This is a genomic window from Streptomyces sp. NPDC059092, from assembly GCF_042756365.1.
Lineage (GTDB): Bacteria > Actinomycetota > Actinomycetes > Streptomycetales > Streptomycetaceae > Streptomyces.
Genome location: NZ_JBHZEJ010000034.1, coordinates 43,234 through 64,382, shown reverse-complemented (window position 1 = coordinate 64,382; position 21,149 = coordinate 43,234). Strand labels below are relative to the sequence as shown.

The 21,149-nt window shown below is 71.6% G+C and carries 18 protein-coding genes; 10 read left to right on the top strand and 8 right to left on the bottom strand.

Features of this window, described 5'->3' with window-relative positions; translation table 11 throughout:
* Positions 1–14: 14 nt before the first annotated feature.
* Entirely contained in the window at positions 15–1,391 is a 1,377-nt protein-coding gene (locus tag ACFXPL_RS20740; protein ID WP_384921289.1) for a diacylglycerol/lipid kinase family protein, read from the bottom strand.
* A 114-nt stretch (positions 1,392–1,505) separates the two neighbouring features.
* Here ACFXPL_RS20740 and ACFXPL_RS20735 point away from each other — a divergent pair, with 114 nt between their 5' ends.
* The gene (locus ACFXPL_RS20735; RefSeq protein ID WP_384921286.1) at positions 1,506–2,693 is read left to right on the top strand and encodes an AMP-binding protein; all 1,188 of its coding nucleotides are present in this window, start codon (positions 1,506–1,508) and stop codon (positions 2,691–2,693) included.
* Here the strand turns inward: ACFXPL_RS20735 and ACFXPL_RS20730 are convergent.
* Positions 2,668–3,945 carry a M6 family metalloprotease domain-containing protein gene (locus ACFXPL_RS20730; RefSeq protein WP_384921283.1) on the bottom strand — a complete coding sequence of 426 codons (1,278 nt, stop codon included), beginning with the start codon at positions 3,943–3,945 and terminating at the stop codon, positions 2,668–2,670. The two genes, ACFXPL_RS20735 and ACFXPL_RS20730, sit on opposite strands and share 26 nt — an antisense overlap.
* A gap of 298 nt (positions 3,946–4,243) precedes the next feature.
* Between ACFXPL_RS20730 and ACFXPL_RS20725 the strand changes: the two genes are divergently transcribed.
* Both ACFXPL_RS20725 and ACFXPL_RS20720 read left to right on the top strand, forming a co-directional pair.
* A complete protein-coding gene (locus ACFXPL_RS20725; RefSeq protein ID WP_384921345.1) occupies positions 4,244–4,918 on the top strand; it encodes a TetR/AcrR family transcriptional regulator in 675 nt (224 codons plus the stop codon).
* 422 nt (positions 4,919–5,340) lie between these two features.
* Entirely contained in the window at positions 5,341–6,891 is a 1,551-nt protein-coding gene (locus tag ACFXPL_RS20720) for an MFS transporter (protein WP_384921280.1), read from the top strand.
* Between the two features lie 208 nt (positions 6,892–7,099).
* Here the strand turns inward: ACFXPL_RS20720 and ACFXPL_RS20715 are convergent, their stop codons facing one another.
* Positions 7,100–7,666, bottom strand: coding sequence for a MarR family winged helix-turn-helix transcriptional regulator (locus ACFXPL_RS20715; protein WP_384921341.1), 567 nt, complete (start codon positions 7,664–7,666; stop codon positions 7,100–7,102).
* A 124-nt stretch (positions 7,667–7,790) separates the two neighbouring features.
* Between ACFXPL_RS20715 and ACFXPL_RS20710 the strand changes: the two genes are divergently transcribed.
* Both ACFXPL_RS20710 and ACFXPL_RS20705 read left to right on the top strand, forming a co-directional pair.
* Positions 7,791–8,573 carry a dioxygenase gene (locus ACFXPL_RS20710; RefSeq protein ID WP_384921277.1) on the top strand — a complete coding sequence of 261 codons (783 nt, stop codon included), beginning with the start codon at positions 7,791–7,793 and terminating at the stop codon, positions 8,571–8,573.
* A 436-nt stretch (positions 8,574–9,009) separates the two neighbouring features.
* A complete protein-coding gene (locus tag ACFXPL_RS20705; protein WP_384921274.1) occupies positions 9,010–10,005 on the top strand; it encodes an RNA polymerase sigma factor RpoD/SigA in 996 nt (331 codons plus the stop codon).
* 187 nt (positions 10,006–10,192) lie between these two features.
* Here ACFXPL_RS20705 and ACFXPL_RS20700 read toward each other — a convergent pair whose 3' ends face one another.
* A complete protein-coding gene (locus ACFXPL_RS20700) occupies positions 10,193–11,167 on the bottom strand; it encodes a helix-turn-helix transcriptional regulator (RefSeq protein WP_384921271.1) in 975 nt (324 codons plus the stop codon).
* A 61-nt stretch (positions 11,168–11,228) separates the two neighbouring features.
* Between ACFXPL_RS20700 and ACFXPL_RS20695 the strand changes: the two genes are divergently transcribed.
* The 4 genes from ACFXPL_RS20695 (at position 11,229) to ACFXPL_RS20680 (ending at position 16,763) form a co-directional block, all read left to right on the top strand.
* Positions 11,229–12,755 (top strand): MFS transporter, encoded by a 1,527-nt coding sequence (locus ACFXPL_RS20695; RefSeq protein WP_384921268.1) that lies wholly within the window; start codon positions 11,229–11,231, stop codon positions 12,753–12,755.
* A 104-nt stretch (positions 12,756–12,859) separates the two neighbouring features.
* Positions 12,860–13,621, top strand: coding sequence for a DeoR/GlpR family DNA-binding transcription regulator (locus ACFXPL_RS20690; protein WP_384921265.1), 762 nt, complete (start codon positions 12,860–12,862; stop codon positions 13,619–13,621).
* Between the two features lie 9 nt (positions 13,622–13,630).
* On the top strand, positions 13,631–14,590 hold the full coding sequence (gene pfkB, locus ACFXPL_RS20685; RefSeq protein WP_384921262.1) for a 1-phosphofructokinase: 960 nt from the start codon (positions 13,631–13,633) through the stop codon (positions 14,588–14,590).
* Positions 14,591–14,669: 79 nt separating this feature from the next.
* Complete coding sequence (locus ACFXPL_RS20680; protein ID WP_384921259.1) at positions 14,670–16,763, top strand: fructose-specific PTS transporter subunit EIIC; 2,094 nt, start codon at positions 14,670–14,672, stop codon at positions 16,761–16,763.
* Between the two features lie 115 nt (positions 16,764–16,878).
* Here ACFXPL_RS20680 and ACFXPL_RS20675 read toward each other — a convergent pair whose 3' ends face one another.
* Together ACFXPL_RS20675 and ACFXPL_RS20670 are read right to left on the bottom strand one after the other, a co-directional pair.
* Positions 16,879–17,781, bottom strand: coding sequence for a DUF6227 family protein (locus ACFXPL_RS20675; protein WP_384921256.1), 903 nt, complete (start codon positions 17,779–17,781; stop codon positions 16,879–16,881).
* A 146-nt stretch (positions 17,782–17,927) separates the two neighbouring features.
* Positions 17,928–18,959 (bottom strand): P1 family peptidase, encoded by a 1,032-nt coding sequence (locus tag ACFXPL_RS20670; protein WP_384921254.1) that lies wholly within the window; start codon positions 18,957–18,959, stop codon positions 17,928–17,930.
* 205 nt (positions 18,960–19,164) lie between these two features.
* Between ACFXPL_RS20670 and ACFXPL_RS20665 the strand changes: the two genes are divergently transcribed.
* Positions 19,165–19,380 carry a hypothetical protein gene (locus ACFXPL_RS20665; protein ID WP_384921251.1) on the top strand — a complete coding sequence of 72 codons (216 nt, stop codon included), beginning with the start codon at positions 19,165–19,167 and terminating at the stop codon, positions 19,378–19,380.
* 202 nt (positions 19,381–19,582) lie between these two features.
* On the opposite strand, the gene mscL is transcribed toward ACFXPL_RS20665, so the two are convergent.
* Complete coding sequence (gene mscL, locus ACFXPL_RS20660; protein WP_384921248.1) at positions 19,583–20,086, bottom strand: large conductance mechanosensitive channel protein MscL; 504 nt, start codon at positions 20,084–20,086, stop codon at positions 19,583–19,585.
* A gap of 228 nt (positions 20,087–20,314) precedes the next feature.
* Positions 20,315–20,971, bottom strand: a complete 657-nt coding sequence (locus tag ACFXPL_RS20655) for a hypothetical protein (RefSeq protein ID WP_384921245.1) — start codon at positions 20,969–20,971, stop codon at positions 20,315–20,317.
* Positions 20,972–21,149: the final 178 nt, after the last annotated feature.

The window sequence follows — 21,149 nt, the reverse complement described above, 5'->3', positions numbered from 1 at the left end:
CTGAGGGGGCTGTCCTACAGGGCGGGGCGTTCGCGGCGTCCGACGGCCGTCCGTCCGACCGCCGCCGCCAGCTTCCGCAGCCGCCGCCGGTCCAGGGGCGGCTGTACCGGCGGAACGCCCGGCCGGTTCCTGGGGACGCGTACCCGCAGGGCGCCGGGCTCGACGCGGCACCGTACGGGTGTGGGCAGGATCAGTGCCTCCCCGTCGACGCCGACCTCGATCTCCGCCCGGTCCGCGTCCACCGTCACCTGGTGGGCCGTCAGGACCGTGAGCCCGGCCGACTGCCTGCCGCGCAGCAGCCCGGCGGCCTCCGCCGCGCTGTCGACCCGTACGCCGAGCACCCCGAGCACGCCCGCGTCCAGCCGCTCGCGCCGGCCGAGACCGGCCGGATCCTCCGTGCGGTACGGGTTGTTGCTCACCAGCAGGGCCTGCGGGCCGGTGACGGTGACGGGCGTTCCGTCGGTGTCGGCCGCGGTGACGGTCAGCAGCGGGCCGCGCTCGTGCGTCAGCAGCTCGGGCAGCAGGTCGAGCGTGGTGCGTACCTTGTCGTCGCGGTAGGCGGGGCTCTGCACGACCGCCGCGTACGCCCCGAAGGACGCGTTGTTGACGAAGGGGTGCCCTCCCGCGAAGCCGAGGTCGACGTGGAGTTCCACGCCGTCGGTCAGCGCGTCCAGGCAGGCCGACGGGTCCTCGCGGTCGAGCCCGAGGTCCATGGCGAAGTGATTGCGGGTCCCGGAGGAGATCACCAGGAACGGAAGCCCTCGCTCCGCCGCCACGGCCGCGACGAGGGCCTGCGTCCCGTCGCCGCCCGCCACGCCCAGCAGATCGGCTCCGTCGTCGGCGGCCTCGCGGGCGAGGGCGGCGACGTCCCGCGGATGGTCCGGATCGAGCAGCACGACCCGCGCGCCGAGGCGTTCCGCCTTCTCCCGCAGGCCGAACCTGCCCACCTTCCCGCCGCCGGAGCGCGGATTCATGATGAGGAACGGCCGGCGGGGCGGCGGTGTCGCGTGTTCCGTCACGGCGGGGGTGCGCGTGTCGCCCGTACTGCTGAGGGCGGTACGGCCCGTCCAGACGGCCACCGCCCACAGCGCGGCACAGACCAGGACCAGCCACAGCAGGTTCGCCGCCGCGAAGATCGCGAAGACGGTGACCGGGGTCGCCACGGCCAGCGCCACGGCCCCCGCGCGGGCGGCCCCGCGCCGGGTCAGGATCCACCAGACGGCCGCGGCGGTGAGCGCGGTCCCCGCCACGATGGTCCCGACCAGCATCAGGCTGGCGGCGGCCCCCGCGTACGCCAGTGGCAGTAGCACGGCCGCACCGGAGGAGGCCAGGGAGATCCGCGCCGACCAGCGCTGCGCGGCATGGGCGCCCTCGCCGAACTCCACAGCCACTGCTTCTCCCGCTGATGCTCGCTTGATCACACTTGTTTGACAGCCCGTCATGGTAGCGGGGCCCGGCGTAGGGTACCGAGCGACCGTTCAGGCGACCGTTCAAGGGGGCCCGTGATGCACACCGGCCAGGCCGGCCACGCCGGCCGGAGGGTCGCCGCGCTGTCCGCGCCCGGGGCGCCCTTCGCCACCGTACGGACGGAGAACGGCTCACTCGTGTACGCGGACGGGCCGCGCACCCTGCGCGAGTTCGTCGAGGCGACGTGGGCCTACGGCGACCGGCCGTTCCTGCTGGGCGCCGGGTCCCCGCGTCCGGCGACGGCGGAGGCTCCGTACGCGGCCGACGCCCCGTACACGTACGGGGAGTTCTTCGCCGCCGCGACCGCGCTGGCCAACCACTTCGTGGACGCGTACGGACTGCGCCCCGGCGACCGCGCCGCCCTCGCGATGGGCGACCTCCCCGAGTGGCAGACCGCCTTCTGGGCCGCCCAGTTGGCCGGACTCGTCGCCGTACCGCTCGACGCCGCGTGGACCGAGGACGAGATCGCGTACGCGCTGGACGACTGCGCGCCGCGCGTGCTGCTCGTGGACGGCGAGCGGCTGCCGCGCGTGCGGCGCTGGGCGGCGCGCCAGGGCGCGGGGGCCGTACGGACCGTCGTCTGCCGCCACGGGGGAGAGGTGGGCGGGGGGACCGAGCGGTACGAGGACCTGCCCGCGCCCGACCGGTACGCCGCCCCGCCCGATGTCGAGGTGCGCGCCGAGGACGACGCCACGATCAGCTACGTGCCGGGGCCGTCCGGCCGGCCGCGGGGCGCCGTCGCCACCCAGCTCGCGCAGGCCGGAGCCGCCATGAACGCGCGCTACCTCGCCGCGGTCGCCGCCCTCGACAGCGGGGAGATCCCGGGCCTGGGTCCCGTCCCGGTCACGCCACTGACGTACCCCTTCCCGCGTGTCGAGGCGCTCACGCGCGTGTACGCGGCGATGGCGGCGGGCGGCGCGCTCCGCGTCATGGACGGGCCTCGGCGCGACGACGGAAGCGAAGTTCCCGGTTCCGGAGATTCCTTCGGCGACTCTTCCGGAGGCACCTTCGGCCTGACGGAGACATGCGGCGACGTGTTCTCCGGGGGCCGTCCCACCCCCGTCACGGAAGTTCGGATCGACGAGGCGGGGGAGCTGTGGCTGCGCGGCCAGTCCCTCGTACGCGGCTACTGGGGCCAGGCGCCCGCGTGGGAAGGCTGGTTCGGCACCGGCGTCCCCGCGACCCTCCGCGACGGACGCGTCAGGACCGGGTCACCCGCACCTTGAAGTGGTCGTCCGGCTCCTGCGACAGCACCGAGATCCGGATGCGGTTGGCGCGGTCCACGAAGGACTGACCCGGCCGGTACGGCGCGTCCGACAGCTCCGCGTGGACGTTCGGCCGCCGGGTACAGCCGCCGCTGTTCTCCTTGCTGTCCGCGATCGTGACCGGGCCGCGCCCGGTGTCCACGGCGGCGTCCACGCGGTAGACCAGCACGCCCGGCTCGCAGACCGCCTCGTCGTTGCCGGCCCGGGTCCGTACCTCCACCGCGTACCCCGACTCCGCGGAGACCGGCACGAAGGCCATCTTCGGACCGCCCGACGTCGCCAGCGGCCCGAGCAGGTATTCGCTGCTGCCCTGCCCCGACGCGCAGCCGATCTGCTCGTCGTCGAGCCAGCCGAGCTTCCACTTGTGCCAGCCCAGCAGATCGTTGTTGGCGCCCCAGTCCTCGGACATGATGTCCCAGTGCCCGACCGAGCCGCCGCCGTCCACCGTGTAGAGGTCGGGGAGGCCGAAGACATGGCCGTTCTCGTGCGGCAGGACCCGGTAGCCGGTGTTGCCGTACGAGCCGGAGCCGTCGTCCTGGCGGCTGTAGACGAACGACGTGTTGGCGAGCGGGACGCCGTCCGCCTGCGGGGCGTCCGCGTTGCCGGAGAAGGTCACGGACAGGACGGTGTCCAGGGCCGAGGGGCCGGCGTTGGGCGTCACCAGAATGTTGACCAGGTCGTACGCGGCGAAGTCCACCCGAGGGTCGGCGGCGGCCACGATGTCGTCGACGAGCCGCCGGTAACCGGGCTCGTACGGCGCCCCGCGCTCTATCCCGTACTCCGCGAACGGCAGCGGCATCCGCAGCCAGGACTTGATCGGCGCGTCCGGACGGTAGTCGAGGCGCCCGTACGAACTGGTCCTGAACCACTCCGACGTCTGCGGGAAGAACTCGGCGAGCCGGTCGGCCGCCTTCCCGGGGCCCTGCGCGTCCGGGAAGTCGATCATGAGGTTGAGGGCGCGGACCTTGCCGGTCGAGCGGGAGTAGCCGGGCGGAGTGGGCAGCCCCTCCGACATCTGTACGGCCGTGGCGGCGGAGATACGGCACGGGCCGCGGCTCACGTCCTTCATCGCGCCGGGCCCCGACGAGGCGCGGTTGGGGGGCGGGAGGGTGCCGCTCGCGGTGGTCAGGGCGGCGAGGCCGAGCGCCGCGAGGCCGGCCAGGGCGCAGAGGCGGCGGGAGCCGGTGGTGGGTATGAGACGCCTCTGCTGCATACGGTCGCCTTCGGTCTCGGCAGCCTGCCGTCCCGGCTGTCCTCCGTTCGATCACCCTCCGTCGGTCGGCGTGTCGGCGCCCGCTGGGTGCGCCGATCGGGGCAAGCCACCGTAAATGCGGATGCGTGACCCAGGTCACATCGCCCGGAGAAATAACCGGGGACAAGTTCCCCGTTTGCATCTACGTCCCCGGATGACGGGGAACCTGCGGACCGCGGAACAGGCCGCAGGACAGACCGCGGAACAGATCAAAGTACCGAGAGCTGGGAAGGGACCCGACGTGACCGCCACCGCCGCCATCACCGAGGCCGCCGTCGCCGTCGCCGCCGCCGTCGGACCGGGGGCGCGCCGCGTCGCCCGGCCGCGCGCGGACGCGCTGCGCAACCGGGAGCGGATCGTGGCGGCGGCCCGTGAGGTGTACGTGGAGTACGGCTCAGAGGCGCCGCTCGACGAGATCGCCCGTCGCGCCGGCATCGGCAACGCCACGCTCTACCGGCACTTCCCCGACCGGCACGCCCTCGTGCACGAGGTCGTCCGGTACGTCATGGCCCGCGTCGCGGACCAGGCGGAACGGCTCGCCGCCGAGGAGTCCGACGCGTTCACCGCGCTGCGCCGCTTCGCACACGCCGCGGCCGACGAACGGATCGGGGCGCTCTGTCCGATGCTCTCCGAGGCGTTCGACAGCAAGCGTCCCGACGTGGACGCCGAACGGCGCCGCCTCGAAGGCGCCGTCGAAGGGCTGATGGAGCGGGCGCGGCAGGCGGGGCGGCTCCGTCCCGATGTCGAGGCCGGTGACCTGATGGTCGCGCTGTCCCAGCTCACGCGGCCGCTGCCCGACAGCCGTTGTCTCACGATGGACCGGTTCGTGCACCGGCACCTCCACCTCTTCCTGGACGGCCTGGAGGCGCCCGCCCGGTCCGAACTGCCCGGCTCGGCCGCGACCCTGGAGGATCTGCGCTGCGCCGCACCGTGACGCGCCCCTGAACCAAGAACCGAAGAACGAGAAGTACCCAAGAACCAGAAGCGCCGAAGAAGAGCGAAGAACCGAAGCGGAGCGAAGAGGCGAAGAGCCGGCGGCAACGGATCCAAGGTCCGCGGGCGAGGGGGCCGACCCGGCCACGACGCCGGCGGCTTACGCCACGCACGTCCTCACCCGATCCGCGCCACACGCACCACGCCACTCGCACCACGCTTCATGCTTCGCGCACGCACGTCACACCACCCACGTCACCCACGCCACGCACCCGTCCCGGCGCAGAGCCCGCCAGAAGGCCACGCGCTGCCCGTGACGGTTTCACGCCGTAGCCATCAGCCCGCCATGACTTCGTAAGTCCCGCAGCGTCGCCTGTACTTACGTACGTTTCGCCCTTTCTGCATCCTTAGGTGGATACCGCCATGCCAAAAACAGCCGAACAGCGGCTTCCCGACCCGGGCGCCCTGTCCGCCCCCGACCCAGGCCGCTGGAAAGCGCTCGTCTTCATCGCCCTGGCGCAGCTCATGGTCGTGCTCGACGCGACCATCGTGAACATCGCGCTGCCCTCCGCCCAGCAGGACCTGGGGATATCCGACGGCAACAAGCAGTGGGTCATCACCGCCTATGCCCTCGCCTTCGGTGGTCTGCTGCTCTTCGGCGGACGCATCGCCGACCTGTGGGGCCGTAAGCGCACCTTCGTCACCGGCCTGATCGGCTTCGCCGCCGCGTCCGCCATCGGCGGCGCCGCGACCGGCGAGGCGATGCTGCTCGGCGCCCGTGCGCTCCAGGGCGCCTTCGGCGCGCTGCTCGCGCCCGCCGCGCTCTCGCTGCTCGCGGTCACCTTCAGCGACGCCAAGGAGCGCGCGAAGGCGTTCGGCATCTTCGGTGCGATCGCCGGTGGTGGTGGCGCCGTGGGGCTGATCCTCGGCGGGTTCCTCACCGAATACCTGGACTGGAGGTGGACGTTCTTCGTCAACATCCCGTTCGCGATCGTGGCCGCTCTCGGCGCGTACTTCGTGATCCGCGAGCCCGCCTCAGGCCGTAACCGCTCCGCGCTCGACATCCCCGGCGTCGTCCTCTCCACGCTGGGCCTGGTCTCGCTCGTGTACGGCTTCACGCGCGCCGAGTCCGACGGCTGGACCGACCCCGTCACCATCACCCTCTTCGTGGCGGCCGTCGCCCTGCTCCTCCTCTTCACGGTCGTGGAGTCGAAGGTAAAGGCCCCGCTGCTGCCACTGCGCGTCGTCGCCAACCGCAACCGCGCCGGTGTCTACCTCTCCCTGGGTCTGGCCATCATCGCGATGTTCGGCCTGTTCCTCTTCCTGACGTACTACCTCCAGGTGGTCCAGGGGTACTCGCCGGTCAGGACGGGCTTCGCCTTCCTCCCGATGATCGCGGGCATGATCACGGGCTCGACCCAGATCGGCGCCCGGCTGATGACCCGGGTCCCGCCGCGCTACCTGATGGGCCCCGGCTTCCTGGTCGCGGCCATCGGCATGCTGCTGCTGACCCGGATCGACCTCGGCTCCTCGTACGCGGGCGTGATCCTGCCGGGCCAGCTCCTGCTGGGCCTCGGTATGGGTACGGCCTTCATGCCGGCCATGTCGCTCGCGACGTTCGGCATCGAACCGCGGGACGCGGGTGTCGCCTCGGCGATGGTCAACACCTCGCAGCAGGTGGGCGGCGCGATCGGTACGGCCCTGCTGAACACGATCGCGGCCTCGGCCACGACCTCGTACCTCGCCACGCACGCGGCCACCGCGAGCGACGCGCGGCTCCTCCAGATGCGCGCCCTGGTGGCCGGGTTCTCCAGCGCCATCTGGTGGGCGGTCGGCATCCTCGCCGTCGCGGCGACGATCGCCGTCACCTTCATCAACACCGGACGCCCCGGATCCTCCACGGGATCCACCGGCGCGGGCGGTGCGGAAGGCGCGGAGGCGGACGACGCGCGGATCCCGGTCGCGATGCACTGACCGGCCCGCACCGCACCTGTCGGAAGCGAAAGGCGAAACGGCCGGCCGCGGTCCCGTAGGCCCTGCGGTATGTAGCCCGCGGTCCGCAGCCCCGTGGGCCGCGGCCTGCGGGTCGCGGCTCGTGGTCCGCGGCCTGCGGCCCACGGCCGGATGACGGGCCACCGGCCGGACGACGACGGATCCGCCCTGGCGCCGCCGCTCCTCGGAGTCAGCGGCGCCAGGGCAGGTCCGCGCCCGTCCCCTCGGGCTGCAGCCCCTCCGCCATCACACGCATGATCTCGCCGAGCTGGCCGACCTGCTCCGGGGTGAGCCGGTCGAAGATCGCCTGGCGTACGGCGGCGACATGACCCGGCGCCGACCGCTTCAGTACCTCGAAGCCCTGCTCCGTCAGGAACGCGTTCTGCCCCCGCTTGTCGGAGGGACACTCCTCGCGCTGCACCCAGCCGTGCTTCTCCAGCCGCGCGATCGCGTGCGAGAGCCGCGATCGGGTGATCTTGGCCTCCATGGCGAGTTGTGTCATGCGCAGCCGGCGGCGCGGCGCCGACGAGAGTTTGACGAGAAGTCCGTAGTAGATGTGCGGCATACCCGCGTCACGCTGGAGCTGACGGTCGAGGTGGTCCTCCAGGAGGGTCGTCGCCTGGAGGTACGTCAACCAGACGCGCTGCTCCTCGTCGCTCAGCCAGCGCGTCTCCTCCGCCCGGTCCTCGGATCCTGCGCCGGTGTCCTCGCCTGGGCCGGCTGCGCCGCCGGTGGATGCCATGGTCATGTACTCCACTGTACTCATTCTTGAAAGTTAAACTAGATCTGGTTAAGCTGATAAGTAATGAATGCTTGAGCTTTCAAGCAGACGTCCGGGTGGGGACGCGTGGACGTCGACACGGATGACCCCGGGAGTCGCCATGAACGCCGTTGCCGAGCGCATGCCCGCCCTCTACCTCTCCCACGGGGCCCCGCCCCTGGCCGACGACCCGGTCTGGCCCGGGGAGCTGGCGGCCTGGTCGGCGACGCTGCCCCGCCCCAAGGCCGTCCTCATGGTCTCGGCCCACTGGGAGGAGGCCCCGCTCGCGCTGGGCGCGACCGAATCCGTACCGCTCGTGTACGACTTCTGGGGCTTCCCCGAGCACTACTACCAGGTGCGCTACGACGCCCCCGGCGCCCCGGAGCTCGCGGACTCCGTGCGCAAGCTGCTGCGCGGCGCCGGCACCCCCGTACAGGACGTGCCGGGGCGCGGGCTGGATCACGGGGCGTACGTACCGTTGGTCGAGATGTACCCCGAGGCGGACATCCCCGTACTCCAGATCTCCCTCCCGACGCTCGACCCGCGCAAGCTGCTGGCGATCGGGCGCAAGCTGGCCCCGCTGCGGGACGAGGGCGTCCTGATCGTCGGCAGCGGCTTCTTCACCCACAACCTCGCCGCGCTGCGCCACCCGGGCGGCGGGGTGCCCGGCTGGTCGGCGGAGTTCGACGACTGGGGGACGCGGGCGCTCCAGGCGCAGGACGTCGATGCCCTGCTCGACTTCGAACACAAGGCCCCGGCCGGCCGCCTGGCACACCCACGCACCGAGCACTTCGCCCCACTGTTCGTGACGCTCGGCGCGGCCGAGGGCGAACTGGGCACCGGCAGGAGCGTCATCGACGGCTTCTGGCTGGGCCTGGCGAAGCGATCGCTCCAGTTCGGCTGAGGAACGGTCCGGTCGAGGACTCGTCCAGCCGGGGACCGGTTCGGCCGAGTGCGGGGGAGTGCCGGAGGAAGGGGCGGGCAGGCGGACGTACGGGCGTCCTCGCGGCCGGTGGCGTGCACGCCGAGGGCGTCAGGGCCGGCGCCCTGAGCAACCAAAGACGCGGGCGAATCGTCTTCAAGAAGTGACCGGACCTGCTGGAGCCGCCGGTCGCACTCCTCACGGAGCGCGGTCGGCACCAGCCTCGGCAACCGTCCTGACCTGCACTTCTGCGCCCGGCGGAGAGTGGGGGTCACCCGGTCGGCGGCACAGGGTACTGCATGATCAGAAAATCTATGCACGCCATGGGAATTCTGTCCGGATTCCAGTCGTTGTTTCCAACGGATGCAGGGCACCCGGGAGGGTGTCGCGACCTACTCAGTTCAGTAAGGGAGCTCGCATGGCAACCCGTGCCGTCGCCCGTCGTTCCGCCTCCGGCGGGGCGAAAGCGGCAAGCAGTGTTCGCGCCGTAGGCGGGGAGATCGCCGACCGCGACCTGGTCGGCATGTACCTCGACGAGATCGCTCGTACGCCGCTTCTCGACGCGGCGAAGGAAGTGGATCTGTCCCAGACCATCGAGGCCGGGGTCTACGCCCGGCAGATCCTCGACGGAGTGGTGGAGAGCGGGGCGGCCGGCGCTTCGCGCGAGGAGCTGGAGGCGCTGGTCGCCGAGAGCGACCGTGCGAAGGACGTCTTCATACGTTCGAACCTCCGCCTCGTGGTGGCCGTCGCGCGCCGTTATCCGCGTAGTGGCCTGCCGCTGCTGGACCTCATCCAGGAGGGCAACGCGGGGCTGGTCCGCGCGGTCGAGAAGTTCGATTACGCCAAGGGCTTCAAGTTCTCGACGTACGCGACCTGGTGGATCCGCCAGGCCATCACGCGCTCCATAGCCGACCAGTCGCGCACGATCAGGCTCCCCGTCCACCTGGTGGAGGAGCTGGGCAGGATCCGCCGCGTGCAGCGCGAGTTCAACCGCGAGCACGGCCGCGATCCGGAGCCCACGGAGGTCGCCGCGGAGCTCGACTCGAACCCGGCGCGCGTCATCGACGTCCTGGACTGGGCCCGCGACCCGGTCAGCCTGAACATGGCGGTGGACGACGACGGCGACACCCAGTTCGGCGACCTGCTGGAGGACACCTCCGCGATCTCGCCCGAGCAGTCCGTGCTCACGCTGCTGCGCAGCGAGGAGCTGGAGGACCTGATCAGCAGGCTCGACCAGCGCACGGCGTCGATCATCAAGATGCGGTACGGCATCGAGGACGGCCGCGAGCGCACGCTGACCGAGGTCGGCAAGCAGCACGGCCTGACGCGGGAGCGGATCCGCCAGATCGAGAAGCACGCGCTGCTCGAACTGAAAAAGATGGCTCGGGACACCGGCTTCGACGCGGCGGCGTGACGTCGCCGTTCCAGGGCCGTAGTGTCCCCCTTACCCGCACTCGCTCACCGAGCGGTACGGGGCGGCTGATCCGTCGGCCCCCAGAGACGAGCCCCGGCACCAACCCCCCCCAGGTGCCGGGGCTCCCCTGCGCCTTTCCCCGCTCCTTACGCCTCCCTCACCGCCACCCGGCCGGTACGGGGCGGCGCTACCCGGCCGGTACGGAGGCGCGGGTCAGTCTCGCCCCCAGCTCGTACAGATACTCCGTCAGCTCCGCCGGGGCGTGCGCGGTGAACTCGCAGTCCACCAGCGCCAGGCGCAGCGCGATCCACTCCAGCGAGTCGGACACCGTCATGCGCAGCCGGCAGGAGTGCGGCCCGGTGGGCACGGGCGCGGGCAGATACGAGGGCATCCGGGCCGCCACGAACTCCGCCGGCGCCCGGAAGGTGACGTCCACGTCCATCCGGGGCTGCAGCCGTGACATGGACCGGGTCAGGAACTGGGCGGCGTCCGCGTTCCCCGAGGGCAGCTCGCGCGGCGTGAACCTGGCGCCGGTCGCGAAGGGCTCGCTGACCCGGTCGACCCGGAACGTACGCCAGTCGTCGCGCTCCAGGTCGTACGCCACGAGATACCAGCGACTGCCGGTCGAGACGAGACGGTACGGCTCGACCTGCCGCTTCGTCTCCGTACCGTCCCCGGAGCGGTAGCCGAAGCGCAGCCGCTCCGTGCCCGCGACGGCGCCGGCCATGACCGTGAGGGTGTGGGGATCGATGGTCGCGCCGTCCCCGCGGGTGAGCGGCGTCGTCGCCGCCTGGAGGGTGGCGACGCGATGCCGGAGCCGGGACGGCAACACCTGCTCCAGCTTGGCCAGGGCGCGTACGGACGCCTCGTCGAGACCCTCGACGGCGTGGCCCGCCCCGGCCCGCAGACCGACGGCGATGGCCACGGCCTCCTCGTCCTCCAGGAGCAGCGGGGGCATCGCCGCACCGGCGACCAGCCGGTAGCCCCCGATGGCCCCCATGGTGGCCTCCACGGGGTATCCGAGGGCGCGCAGCCGGTCGATGTCGCGGCGGATGGTGCGTGCGCTGACGTCGAGCCGCTGGGCCAGCTCACTGCCCGGCCATTCGCGCGGGGTCTGGAGGAGGGAGAGCAGCCTCAGGAGCCGTGCCGGGGTGTCGGTCATGCGCCCATGATGCGCGCCATCTAGGACATGTATGGACCTAGATGCTCCTTAGCTTGTCCCCATGAGTTCACCCACCACCTCGCCAACGGCCGCGGCCGTCTCCAGCCATGCCCCATCATCCCCAGCCGCTCCGGAGACACGCGCTCCGGAGACCGGTACTCCGCAGCCCGCCGACCGCCGCCGCTGGCTGGCCCTGGCCGTGGTGATGACGGCCGCCTTCATGGACCTGGTGGATGTCACCATCGTCAACATCGCGATCCCGAGCATCGAGCGGGACCTCGGTGCCACCTTCGGGGCGATCCAGTGGATCACCGCTGGATACGCGCTCGCCTTCGCCGCCGGGCTGATCACTGGTGGCCGTCTCGGTGACATATATGGCCGCAAGCGGCTCTTCCTGATCGGTATCACCGGCTTCACGATCGCGTCCGCCCTCTGCGGGTTCGCCGCCAGTCCCGAGATGCTGGTCGGTTCGCGGCTGCTCCAGGGCGCGATGGCCGCGATGATGGTGCCCCAGGTGCTGTCGATCATCCACGTCACCTTCCCCGCCCACGAACGCGGCAAGGTCTTCGGGCTGTTCGGTGCGATCGTCGGCCTCGGCGCCGTCTCGGGCCCGCTGCTCGGCGCGCTGCTCACCCAGTGGAACCTCTTCGGCCTCGAATGGCGCCCGATCTTCCTCATCAACCTGCCGGTCGGTGTGGCGGGGCTGCTGCTCGGCCGGAGGTTCATCGTCGAGTCCAAGGCGCCCAAGGCGCTCCGCCTCGACCTGGTGGGCGTGGTGCTGGTGACGGGCGCGCTGCTGATGCTGATCTACCCCCTCACCCGCGGGCGAGAACTGGGCTGGCCGCTGTGGGGCCACATCTGCATGGTCGGCAGCCTGGGCGTCCTGGCGGTGCTGGTGGCGTACGAGCGGAGGAAGGCGCGCAAGGACGGCTCACCGCTGATCGAGCTGTCGCTGTTCCGGGTCAAGAGCTTCGCCGCGGGCGTCGCCGTCCAGCTCACTTTCGGTGTCGCCCTGGGCATCTTCTTCCTGGTCTGGACGCTGTACATGCAGATCGGCCTCGGCTGGAGCCCGCTGCACGCCGGGCTCACCGGGGTGCCGTTCTCCCTCGCCGTATCGGTCGCGGCCGGCCTCTCCGTGCAGAAGCTGGTTCCGCGCTTCGGCCGGGCCGTCCTCCAGGCGGGCGCCCTGGCCATGATCATCGGGCTGCTGCTCTACATCGGCGCGGCCGGCCGGTACGGCCTGGAGATCAGCTCCTGGCAGATGGCGCCGCCCCTGCTGGTCATGGGTGCGGGCATGGGACTGATCGTGGCCCCACTGACGGACGCGGTGCTCTCGGGCGTGCCGCGCGAACACGCGGGCTCGGCGTCGGGCCTGATCAACACCGTGCAGCAGATGGGCAGCGCGCTGGGGCTCGGCCTGGTGTCCGTGGTGTTCTTCGGCGTGGTCGACGACCGCCCGGCGCACGCGATGCGGACGGCCTTCGCCGACGGTTTTCAGCACGCCCTGTGGTGGGTGGTGGCCGTACTCGCGGTCATCTTCACCATGATGTTCGCGCTCCCGTCCAAGGCGAAGACCGAAGAGGGATGACCGATCGTGTCCGTAGTTCGCCCGAATCTGTTTACTTTCCAGAAATGTGGGCGTAGCGTATCGCCGAAACCACAGGTTCGGGCACGGAACGGACGTAAACCCACATGTACGCACCGGAGCGTCAGCAGGAGATCCTGCGCCTGGCCCGTGAGGGCGGACGTGTCGATGTGCTGTCGCTCGCCGAGCAGTTCCAGGTCACCGCGGAGACCGTACGGCGTGATCTGAAGGCCCTCGACCGGGCCGGCCTCGTCCGCCGTGTGCACGGCGGGGCCATACCGGCCGGCCGGATGGACTTCGAGCCCGACCTGGCCGAGCGTGAGTCCACCGCCGCCGACGAGAAGGACCGCATCGCGCACGCGGCACTCGCGGAACTGCCGCAGGACGGCAGCGTGATCCTGGACGCCGGCTCGACCGTCGCGCGGCTCGTGGCGGAGCTGCCGCTGGAGTGCGGACTCACCGTCGTGACCCACTCCCTCCCGGTCGCGGCCCGCCTCGCCGACCACCCGGGGATCGATCTCCACCTGGTCGGCGGGCGGGTCCGTAACCGTACGCGCGCCGCCGTCGACGCCTGGGCGCTGCGGGCCTACGGGGAGATCCGAGCCGATGTCGTCTTCCTCGGCGCCAACGGTTTCTCCCCCGAAGGCGGTCTCACCACTCCCGACCTCGCCGAAGCCGCAGTGAAGCGCGCTCTCGTCGGCGCGGCACGGCGCGTGGTGCTGCTCGCCGACTCGGCGAAGCACGGCCAGGAGCACTTCGCGCGCTTCGGCACGCTCGCCGATGTCGATCTGCTCATCACCGACAGCGGGCTCAGCCCTTCGGAGGTCGCGGCCGTCGAGGCCGAGGGCACCGAAGTGCTGTGTGTTTAGGAGCGCCGCATGATTCTCACCGTCACCCCCAACCCGAGCCTGGACCGTACGTACGAGGTGCCCGCCCTCGACCGGGGCGAGGTGCTGCGGGCCACGGCCGAACGCATGGACCCCGGCGGCAAGGGCGTCAACGTCTCCCGCGCCGTCGCCGCGGCCGGCCGCCGTACCGTCGCCGTGCTGCCCCTCGGGGGCGCCCCGGGGGCGCTGGTCGCCGAGCTGCTGGCCGGGCAGGGGATAGAGGTCGCGCCGGTGCCGGTCGCGGGAGCGACCCGGTCCAACATCGCGCTCGCGGAGCCCGACGGCACCCTGACCAAGATCAACGCGCCGGGCCCCGAGCTGACCGCGGCCGAGTCGGAGTCGCTGCTCGCCGCGGTGCGCACCCAGATCCGTACCCACTCCGGCTCCTCGGCCTGGATCGCCTGCTGCGGCAGCCTCCCGCGCGGACTGGCCCCCGAGTGGTACGCCGAACTGGTCGCCGGCGCCCACCACGCCGGGGCGAGGATCGCCCTCGACACCTCGGGCCCCTCGCTGCTGGCCGCGCTGCGCGAGCGTCCGGACGTCGTCAAGCCGAACGCCGAAGAACTGGCCCAGGCTGTCGGCCGCCCCCTCACGACCGTCGGTGACGCCGTCAAGGCGGCGGAGGAACTGCGGACGTACGGGGCGACCGCCGTCCTCGCCAGCCTCGGTGCGGACGGCCAGCTCCTGGTCGCCGAGGCCGGAACGTACTTCGGCTCCGCCACGGTCACCACGGTCCGCAGTAACGTCGGTGCGGGCGACGCCTCGCTCGCCGGGTTCCTGGCGGCGGGCGGCGAGGGCCCTGAGGCGCTCGCGTCGGCCGTCGCCCACGGCGCGGCGGCGGTGCAGCTTCCTGGCAGCGTGATGCCGGCCCCCCGAGACCTGGACCTGTCGGCGGTCACCGTGACCGCCGACATCCCGCTGGACCGCCTGCTCAGGGAGCCCGCCTCATGACCTCCTTGTTCTCCCCTGTCCCCCTTCCCGTCCCCCTTCTGGACCTGAACCGCGCGATAAGCGAGCAAAGGAGCCCGCGATGAGCGACATGATCACCGCGGACCTGGTCGACCTCGACCTGGCCGCCGAGACAAAGGAAGCAGCGGCCCGCTCGCTGGCCGAGCGGATGGTGACCCTGGGCCGGGTCACCGACCTGGACGGCTTCCTGGCCGACGTGGCCGCACGTGAGGCACAGATGCCGACCGGGCTCGACGGCGGCATCGGCATCCCGCACTGCCGCAGCGCGCACGTCGCTGAACCGACTCTGGCCTTCGGCCGTTCGGCGCGGGGCATCGACTTCGGCGCCCCCGACGGGCCCGCCGACCTGATCTTCCTGATCGCGGCCCCGGCCGGCGCCGACGACGCGCACCTCACGATCCTCTCGGCCCTGGCCCGCCGCCTGATGAACGAGGACTTCACCACGGCGCTCCGCTCGGCCGCGGACGCCTCGGCGACGGCCGCCCTGATCCGCGGCGAGGAGCCCACGGCGGCGGCACCCACGGCGACCGCCCCGGCGGCGGATTCGGCGGCCGAGCCGTCCAAGACCCCGAAGCCGCAGGAAAAGGCCGCGGAGAAGGCTGCGGACAAGGCGCCGGAACCGGCGGCTCCGACCGCCGACGCACCCGCGGACCAGGTCTTCCGGATCGTCGCCGTCACCTCCTGCCCCACCGGCATCGCGCACACCTACATGGCCGCCGAGGCCCTGGAGCAGGCCGGACAGCAGGCGGGCGTCGAGCTCGTCGTCGAACCGCAGGGGTCCTCCGGTTTCAACCGGCTCGACCCGGCGGTCATCGCCGCCGCCGACGGCGTGATCTTCGCGCACGACGTGCCGGTACGGGAGAAGGAACGCTTCGCCGGAAAGGCGACGGTCGACGTCGGTGTCAAGGCCGGCATCAACCGCCCCGCCGAACTGATCGCCGAGGTGCGCGGCAAGGCCGAGCGCGGCGAGATCACCGGCGTCGCGGGAGCCTCCGGCTCGCCGGTGGACGACGCGGGGGAGTCCGGCGAGGGCTACGGCACCAAACTGCGCAAGTGGCTGATGTCCGGTGTCAGCTACATGGTCCCGTTCGTCGCGGCGGGCGGACTCCTCATCGCCCTCGGCTTCGCCATCGGCGGCTACACCGTCAACAAGGCTCCTTCCGTCGCCGAACACTTCGTCTGGACGGAGAGCATGAGCTGGGCCGCTCTGCTCTTCCAGATCGGCGGCCTGGCCTTCAGCTTCCTGGTGCCGGTCCTCGCGGGCTACATCGCGTACGGAATGGCCGACCGCCCAGGTCTCGTGCCCGGCTTCGTGGGCGGCTCCATCGCGCTCACCATCAACGCGGGCTTCCTCGGCGGCCTCGCCGCCGGTCTCATCGCCGGTGGCGTGGTGATGGCCATCCAGCGGGTCAAGGTACCCGCTCCGCTACGCGGCATCATGCCTGTCGTCGTGATCCCCCTGATCTCCTCCGCGATCGTCGGCTTCCTGATGTTCCTGGTGGTCGGCAAACCGATCGCCTCACTCCAGGAGGCCCTGTCCGACTGGCTGTCCGGCCTCTCCGGGGCCAACGCGGTCATCCTGGGCGTCATCCTCGGTCTGATGATGTGCTTCGACCTCGGCGGCCCGCTGAACAAGGTCGCCTACGCCTTCGCCGTCGGCGGCCTCGCCAACCCCAACGAGGGCAGCCTGAAGGTCATGGCCGCGGTGATGGCCGCGGGCATGGTCCCGCCGCTGGCCATGGCGCTCGCCACGACCGTACGCGGCAAGCTGTTCACCCGTACCGAACGCGAGAACGGCAAGGCCGCCTGGGTGCTCGGTGCCTCCTTCATCACCGAGGGCGCGATCCCGTTCGCAGCGGCCGACCCGCTGCGGGTGATCCCGTCCGCGATGGCGGGCGGCGCCGTGACCGGCGCGCTCTCGATGCTCTTCGAGTGCACCCTGCGGGCCCCGCACGGCGGCATCTTCGTGATCCCGCTGATCGGCAACCCGTTCCTCTACCTGATCGCGATCGCGGCGGGCACGGCAGTCACCGCCGGACTCGTCATCCTGCTCAAGGGCGCCCGGAAGACCGGCCGCCCGGACCAGGCCGCCGAGACCGGAGCGGTCGGAGCCGGCGCGGTCGGAGCGGAAGCCAAGGTGCCGGCGAGCGTCTGAACGCCCTTCCGTCACCCCGTCCCGGTGCCCTCCCAGGGAGGTCGTACGGACCGTCCCACCTCTGGCGGCCGTACGACCTCCCTTCCGGCCCGGTTCCGTCAGCCCGGGCCGGCTCTCACAGGACCCGCGCGCGAAGCTCCATGGCTTCGCGCGCCGTCTGTTCGGCCCCGTACACCTCACACATGTGCCGGCCGTCCGGCGTCGCCGTGTGCTCCACCTCCCACAGGCTCGTCTCGGTGCCGTCGATCAGCAGGAACGCGTGCTCGTAGAGCATGAACCCCGCGTCCTTGCCCTCGACCTGGCACTGCCGCCCGAAGACCTGCGTGATGTGATGCGCGAACGCAGTCTTCAGGAGCAGCTTGGTCTCCTCACCCGGGCAGTCCGCGTTCTCCGCCCGGCGCAGCACCCTGCGGGCGTGGTCCGGGGAGTTGTCGGGCGAGTAGAGCCGGTGCCGCGGCGAGGTCGCCGGGGCGGGCAGCGCACGCAATCCGCGGATCAACGCGAGATGGGCGTCGATCTCGGCCGTACGCTCCGACTCCAGCTCAGCGAGGAGATCGGTCGCGAGATCGTCCATGGCCGTCTCGCGATTTCGAGGGTCCTCCTCCAGCAGATCGTCGTCCAGGCATCCTCGGTCTCCCCAGTACGCCTCGTCGTCCCGCCCGTCCGGACCGCCCGACGAGAGCCGCGGTGCCTCCGGGCTGCCCGGACGGCACAGACGCGCCGCAGCGAGCTGGGCCTCGGATTCGTCCCCGTACAGCTCGTGCAGCCGCGCGCCGTCCCGGCCGGTGTTGTGCACCAGCTCCCACAGGCTGAACGCGCTGCCGTCGTCGAGCAGATAGGTGTGCCGATACGTCTCGCGGTGCAGCCCCGCACTGTGGTGCGCGGAACACAGCGAGCTGGCGTGCGCCAGCGCACGGTCGAGTCGATCGACCAGTGCGTCAGGCAGGTCGAAGGAGTTGAGTGCCCGACCCAGGAGTCGCTCGAGGTGCGTCTCGGTTGTCTCGTAGGGATCGTTCAAGATGGGTCTCCAGGCCGTCGCCACATGTCACTTGGTGATTGCATAACGTAGTGCCTAGGGCTGACATCGCGTCCTAAGTTTGAGAAAACGAAGGGGGCGTACGTGAAGTTCCCGCGCGCCCCTTGCCAACTCGCAGGACACGCCCCTCAGTCGAGCCCGTACAACTCGCGGTACGAAGGGAACGTCCCGCCAGGACCGTCGACCCCCTCTGCCGCACACATGGCCGAGACGATCGCCCTGGTCACTACATCCGCGCCGGCTGCCAGTATGGCGTTTAAAGCGAGCAAATTCCTCTCTGTCAAAGGCTGAACACCTGTCGCCAGCGTGAAGACGGTGTCCCCGTCGTTGAGCAGATGCACCGGACGGACGGCGCGCGCGATGCCGTCGTGCGCCGTCCCCGCGAGCTTCTGCGCCTGGGCACGGGTCAGTTCGGCGTCGGTGGCGACGACCACAAGGGTGGTGTTGAGTGGAGCGGGGCCGTTCCGCTCGCTCAACTCGGCCAGTCGCCGTTGTGCCGCCTGGTGTACCTCAGCCGTCGGGTACTTCGTACGCCCGCTGAAGTAACGCCCGTACAGCACGCCGGTCAGCGGATCGACCACAGAGCCCGCCGCGTTGGCCACGACCAGCGCGGCGACGGTGATTCCGGAGTCCAGCACCGTACTCGCCGTCCCCGCACCGCCCTTGAGCTGTCCGGCGAGGGCGCCGACCCCCGCGCCCACACAGCCCTCCGCGACCGGCGCACCGTCCTTCGACGCTGCCGCCGCCTCCACCGCCGCACGCCCCGTCGCCGCATCGGGCCGGATCCGCCAGTCGCCGCCGCGCCCCAGGTCGAAGATGCCCGCCGCCGGGACGACGGGAACCACCTGACCTGGGTCGGCGCCGACCCGTATGCCCCGCCCGCGCTCCTCCAGCCACGCCATCACGCCGGACGCCGAATCGAGCCCGTACGCGCTGCCGCCCGTCAGCACGACGGCCTCCGTGCGCTGGACGATATTGCGCGGGTCGAGTGCGTCGGTCTCCTTCGTGGCCGGCCCGCCGCCCCTTATGTCCACGGCGGTGACCACCCCGCCCTCCGGGGCGAGTACGACGGTGGTGCCGGTGAGCGCGCGTTCCCCGGCCACCTGGGCGTGCCCTACCCGGAGGCCCGCCACGTCGGTCAGTGCGTCATTCGATGCCATGAACCCCATGCGTACCACGCAACTCGGGCAGTGAGGTGCTGGACGCCGGAGAATTGGCGAGGGAGGGCGGAGCGAGGGACGGCGGAGGCGACGGGGCAGGGGCTGCGGCGGCCCGCGCGCGCGTCGGCCGATCCCGGGCGCGGGCGCCGCCCCTCGTCCGTCCACGAACGACCCGGCTCCGCACGCGCCCCCGTACCCTGGAGGCATGAGCACCACCCCCACCCCCGAGCCGGCCCCCTCGGAGCCCCGGCGGCCGACCGGGCGGCCACGCCCGCCCGCCGCGCTGGTCTTCGACGATCCCCTCGACCAGCGGTCCTCGGACGACACCGACGACGGCTGGGGAGAGCGCCCCGCCGGGAGCGGCGGCAGCGCCGCGGATCTCGCCCGATTCCTCGACGAGAAGCCGCCCCACCACATCTGAGCCGAGCGCCCCGGACGGGGCGCTCCAGCACGGCCCGCCGCTAGGGCCTCTCGTTTGGATCTTGCCGGGCTCGCGCGCCTTGGTGCCGCGCCTCGCGGCGTTGTCGTCTGTCCACGACGCTCCGCGTCGCCTCCCTCCTCCGCCTTGCGATCCACGGCACCAGACCCCGCTCCCTGACCCGGCCAGATCCAAACGAAAGACCCTAGGGCGTGCTCTGTCCCGGACCGTTGCGTCCCGGGTCGTTGCGCCCCGAGCCGCGCTGCGCGACCAGAGCGTCCCTGATCTCCTTGAGGACCTCCAGTTCGCTGACCTCCATGACCTCCTGGACCTCTTCCTTGGCGGCCTGCTGCCTGGCGCGCCGGGCGAGGTACTTGGCCATCGGCAGCACCATCAGGAAGTACACGACGGCTGCCGTGATGAGGAACGTGAGAACCGCGCTCAGCACCGTTCCCCACATGATCGGAATGCCTTTGACGACCTCGCCCGCGTCGTTCGTCTCGCACGGCGCCTTGAGACACGAGCTGTACATGTTCAGATCCTGCGTGCCGAACGCGCCGACCACCGGATTGATCACGCCCTTGACGACCGAGGTCACCACGTTGGTGAACGCCGCCCCGATGACCACCGCCACCGCGAGGTCGATCACGTTGCCGCGCATCAGGAAGGCTTTGAAGCCTTCGAGGACGCTCTCCTTCTCCTTGCTCACGAGTGAGCCTTTCTTCGCATGTGCTGTAGGGCTGACAATCTGTCCCGCAACCTACGACAGCGCGTGCCCGCGCTGTCCAATCCGCACACGCGACCAAGCGACGCAACAGCGCGCCAGCACGAGTCCGCGCGGCACGGCCCAGCTCCACCCCGGCCCGGAACAGACGCCTCGCGACCGGCCGTACCCGACTCGCGCAACCCCGCACCGCGCGACTCCACACCGCACCGATCAGCACAGCGTCACCGCCAGCCGCGACGTGGCGCTCGCGCCGGCCAGCGCCGTGGCGGTGGCGCGCGGCACCGACAGCACGATCAGCGCCCCGCCGTCCGGCGAGATCTCCGGAGCCCTGGGGACATCGGCGACCCGGGCGCCCGTGGCCACCACACGGGCCTCGGACCCGCTCTCCCCGATCCCCGCCGATCCCGGTGGCGGCATCACGGACGCGATCACATCGACGCGGTCTCCCCGGCGCAGCAGCCTGACCGTCGCCGCGTCGGCGATCCGCACGGGCGCGGACACCATACGCACCGGCTGCGGGACCGCCCGGTGCCGCCGAGAGGAGGGCGAAGGCGCGAGGGCGCCCGCGGCGGCCTCCGCATGGGCGTGGGCGCCCGCGGTCCCACCGACCGCACCGCCCGCCCCGGCGGCGGCCAGCGCGGCGGCTGTCACCGCCAGACCGGCCGCTGTCGCCCGCCGTCGTTTCGCCAGGGCTCGGCTCAGCCGCCGACGCGATCCGCCCACGCGCAGCGGGGCGAACGACGGCACCGTGCGCGGCTCCGGCGTGGCGCCGGGGGGAAGGATCTGGGGAAACGAGGAGAACGGTGAGAGAGGGGACGGGTGAGGCGCGGGGGCTCGGGAGGGGTCCTGAGCAAAGGAACGGGACATGGCGAACACCGCCTGACGTGAGAAGTTCTGCGACCGCTCCTCACGATGCACCGCCCGGCCAGATTTCGCCGAGGCCTGTGGATCAGTTCCCGATTGTGGATAACTCCCTCACCCGCAAGGGTGGTTCAGGGCCCGGCCCGGCGAATTTCCCCGCTCCCGCGCATGGTCCGAGCGGGAG

Coding starts and splice junctions, on each gene's coding strand:
- ACFXPL_RS20735 (WP_384921286.1), top strand. CDS start 1,506: ATGCACACCGGCCAGGCCGGCCACGCCGGCCGGAGGGTCGCCGCGCTG.
- ACFXPL_RS20730 (WP_384921283.1), bottom strand. CDS start 3,945: ATGCAGCAGAGGCGTCTCATACCCACCACCGGCTCCCGCCGCCTCTGC.
- ACFXPL_RS20720 (WP_384921280.1), top strand. CDS start 5,341: ATGCCAAAAACAGCCGAACAGCGGCTTCCCGACCCGGGCGCCCTGTCC.
- ACFXPL_RS20710 (WP_384921277.1), top strand. CDS start 7,791: ATGAACGCCGTTGCCGAGCGCATGCCCGCCCTCTACCTCTCCCACGGG.
- ACFXPL_RS20705 (WP_384921274.1), top strand. CDS start 9,010: ATGGCAACCCGTGCCGTCGCCCGTCGTTCCGCCTCCGGCGGGGCGAAA.
- ACFXPL_RS20700 (WP_384921271.1), bottom strand. CDS start 11,167: ATGACCGACACCCCGGCACGGCTCCTGAGGCTGCTCTCCCTCCTCCAG.
- ACFXPL_RS20695 (WP_384921268.1), top strand. CDS start 11,229: ATGAGTTCACCCACCACCTCGCCAACGGCCGCGGCCGTCTCCAGCCAT.
- ACFXPL_RS20690 (WP_384921265.1), top strand. CDS start 12,860: ATGTACGCACCGGAGCGTCAGCAGGAGATCCTGCGCCTGGCCCGTGAG.
- pfkB (WP_384921262.1), top strand. CDS start 13,631: ATGATTCTCACCGTCACCCCCAACCCGAGCCTGGACCGTACGTACGAG.
- ACFXPL_RS20680 (WP_384921259.1), top strand. CDS start 14,670: ATGAGCGACATGATCACCGCGGACCTGGTCGACCTCGACCTGGCCGCC.
- ACFXPL_RS20670 (WP_384921254.1), bottom strand. CDS start 18,959: ATGGCATCGAATGACGCACTGACCGACGTGGCGGGCCTCCGGGTAGGG.
- ACFXPL_RS20665 (WP_384921251.1), top strand. CDS start 19,165: ATGAGCACCACCCCCACCCCCGAGCCGGCCCCCTCGGAGCCCCGGCGG.
- ACFXPL_RS20655 (WP_384921245.1), bottom strand. CDS start 20,971: ATGTCCCGTTCCTTTGCTCAGGACCCCTCCCGAGCCCCCGCGCCTCAC.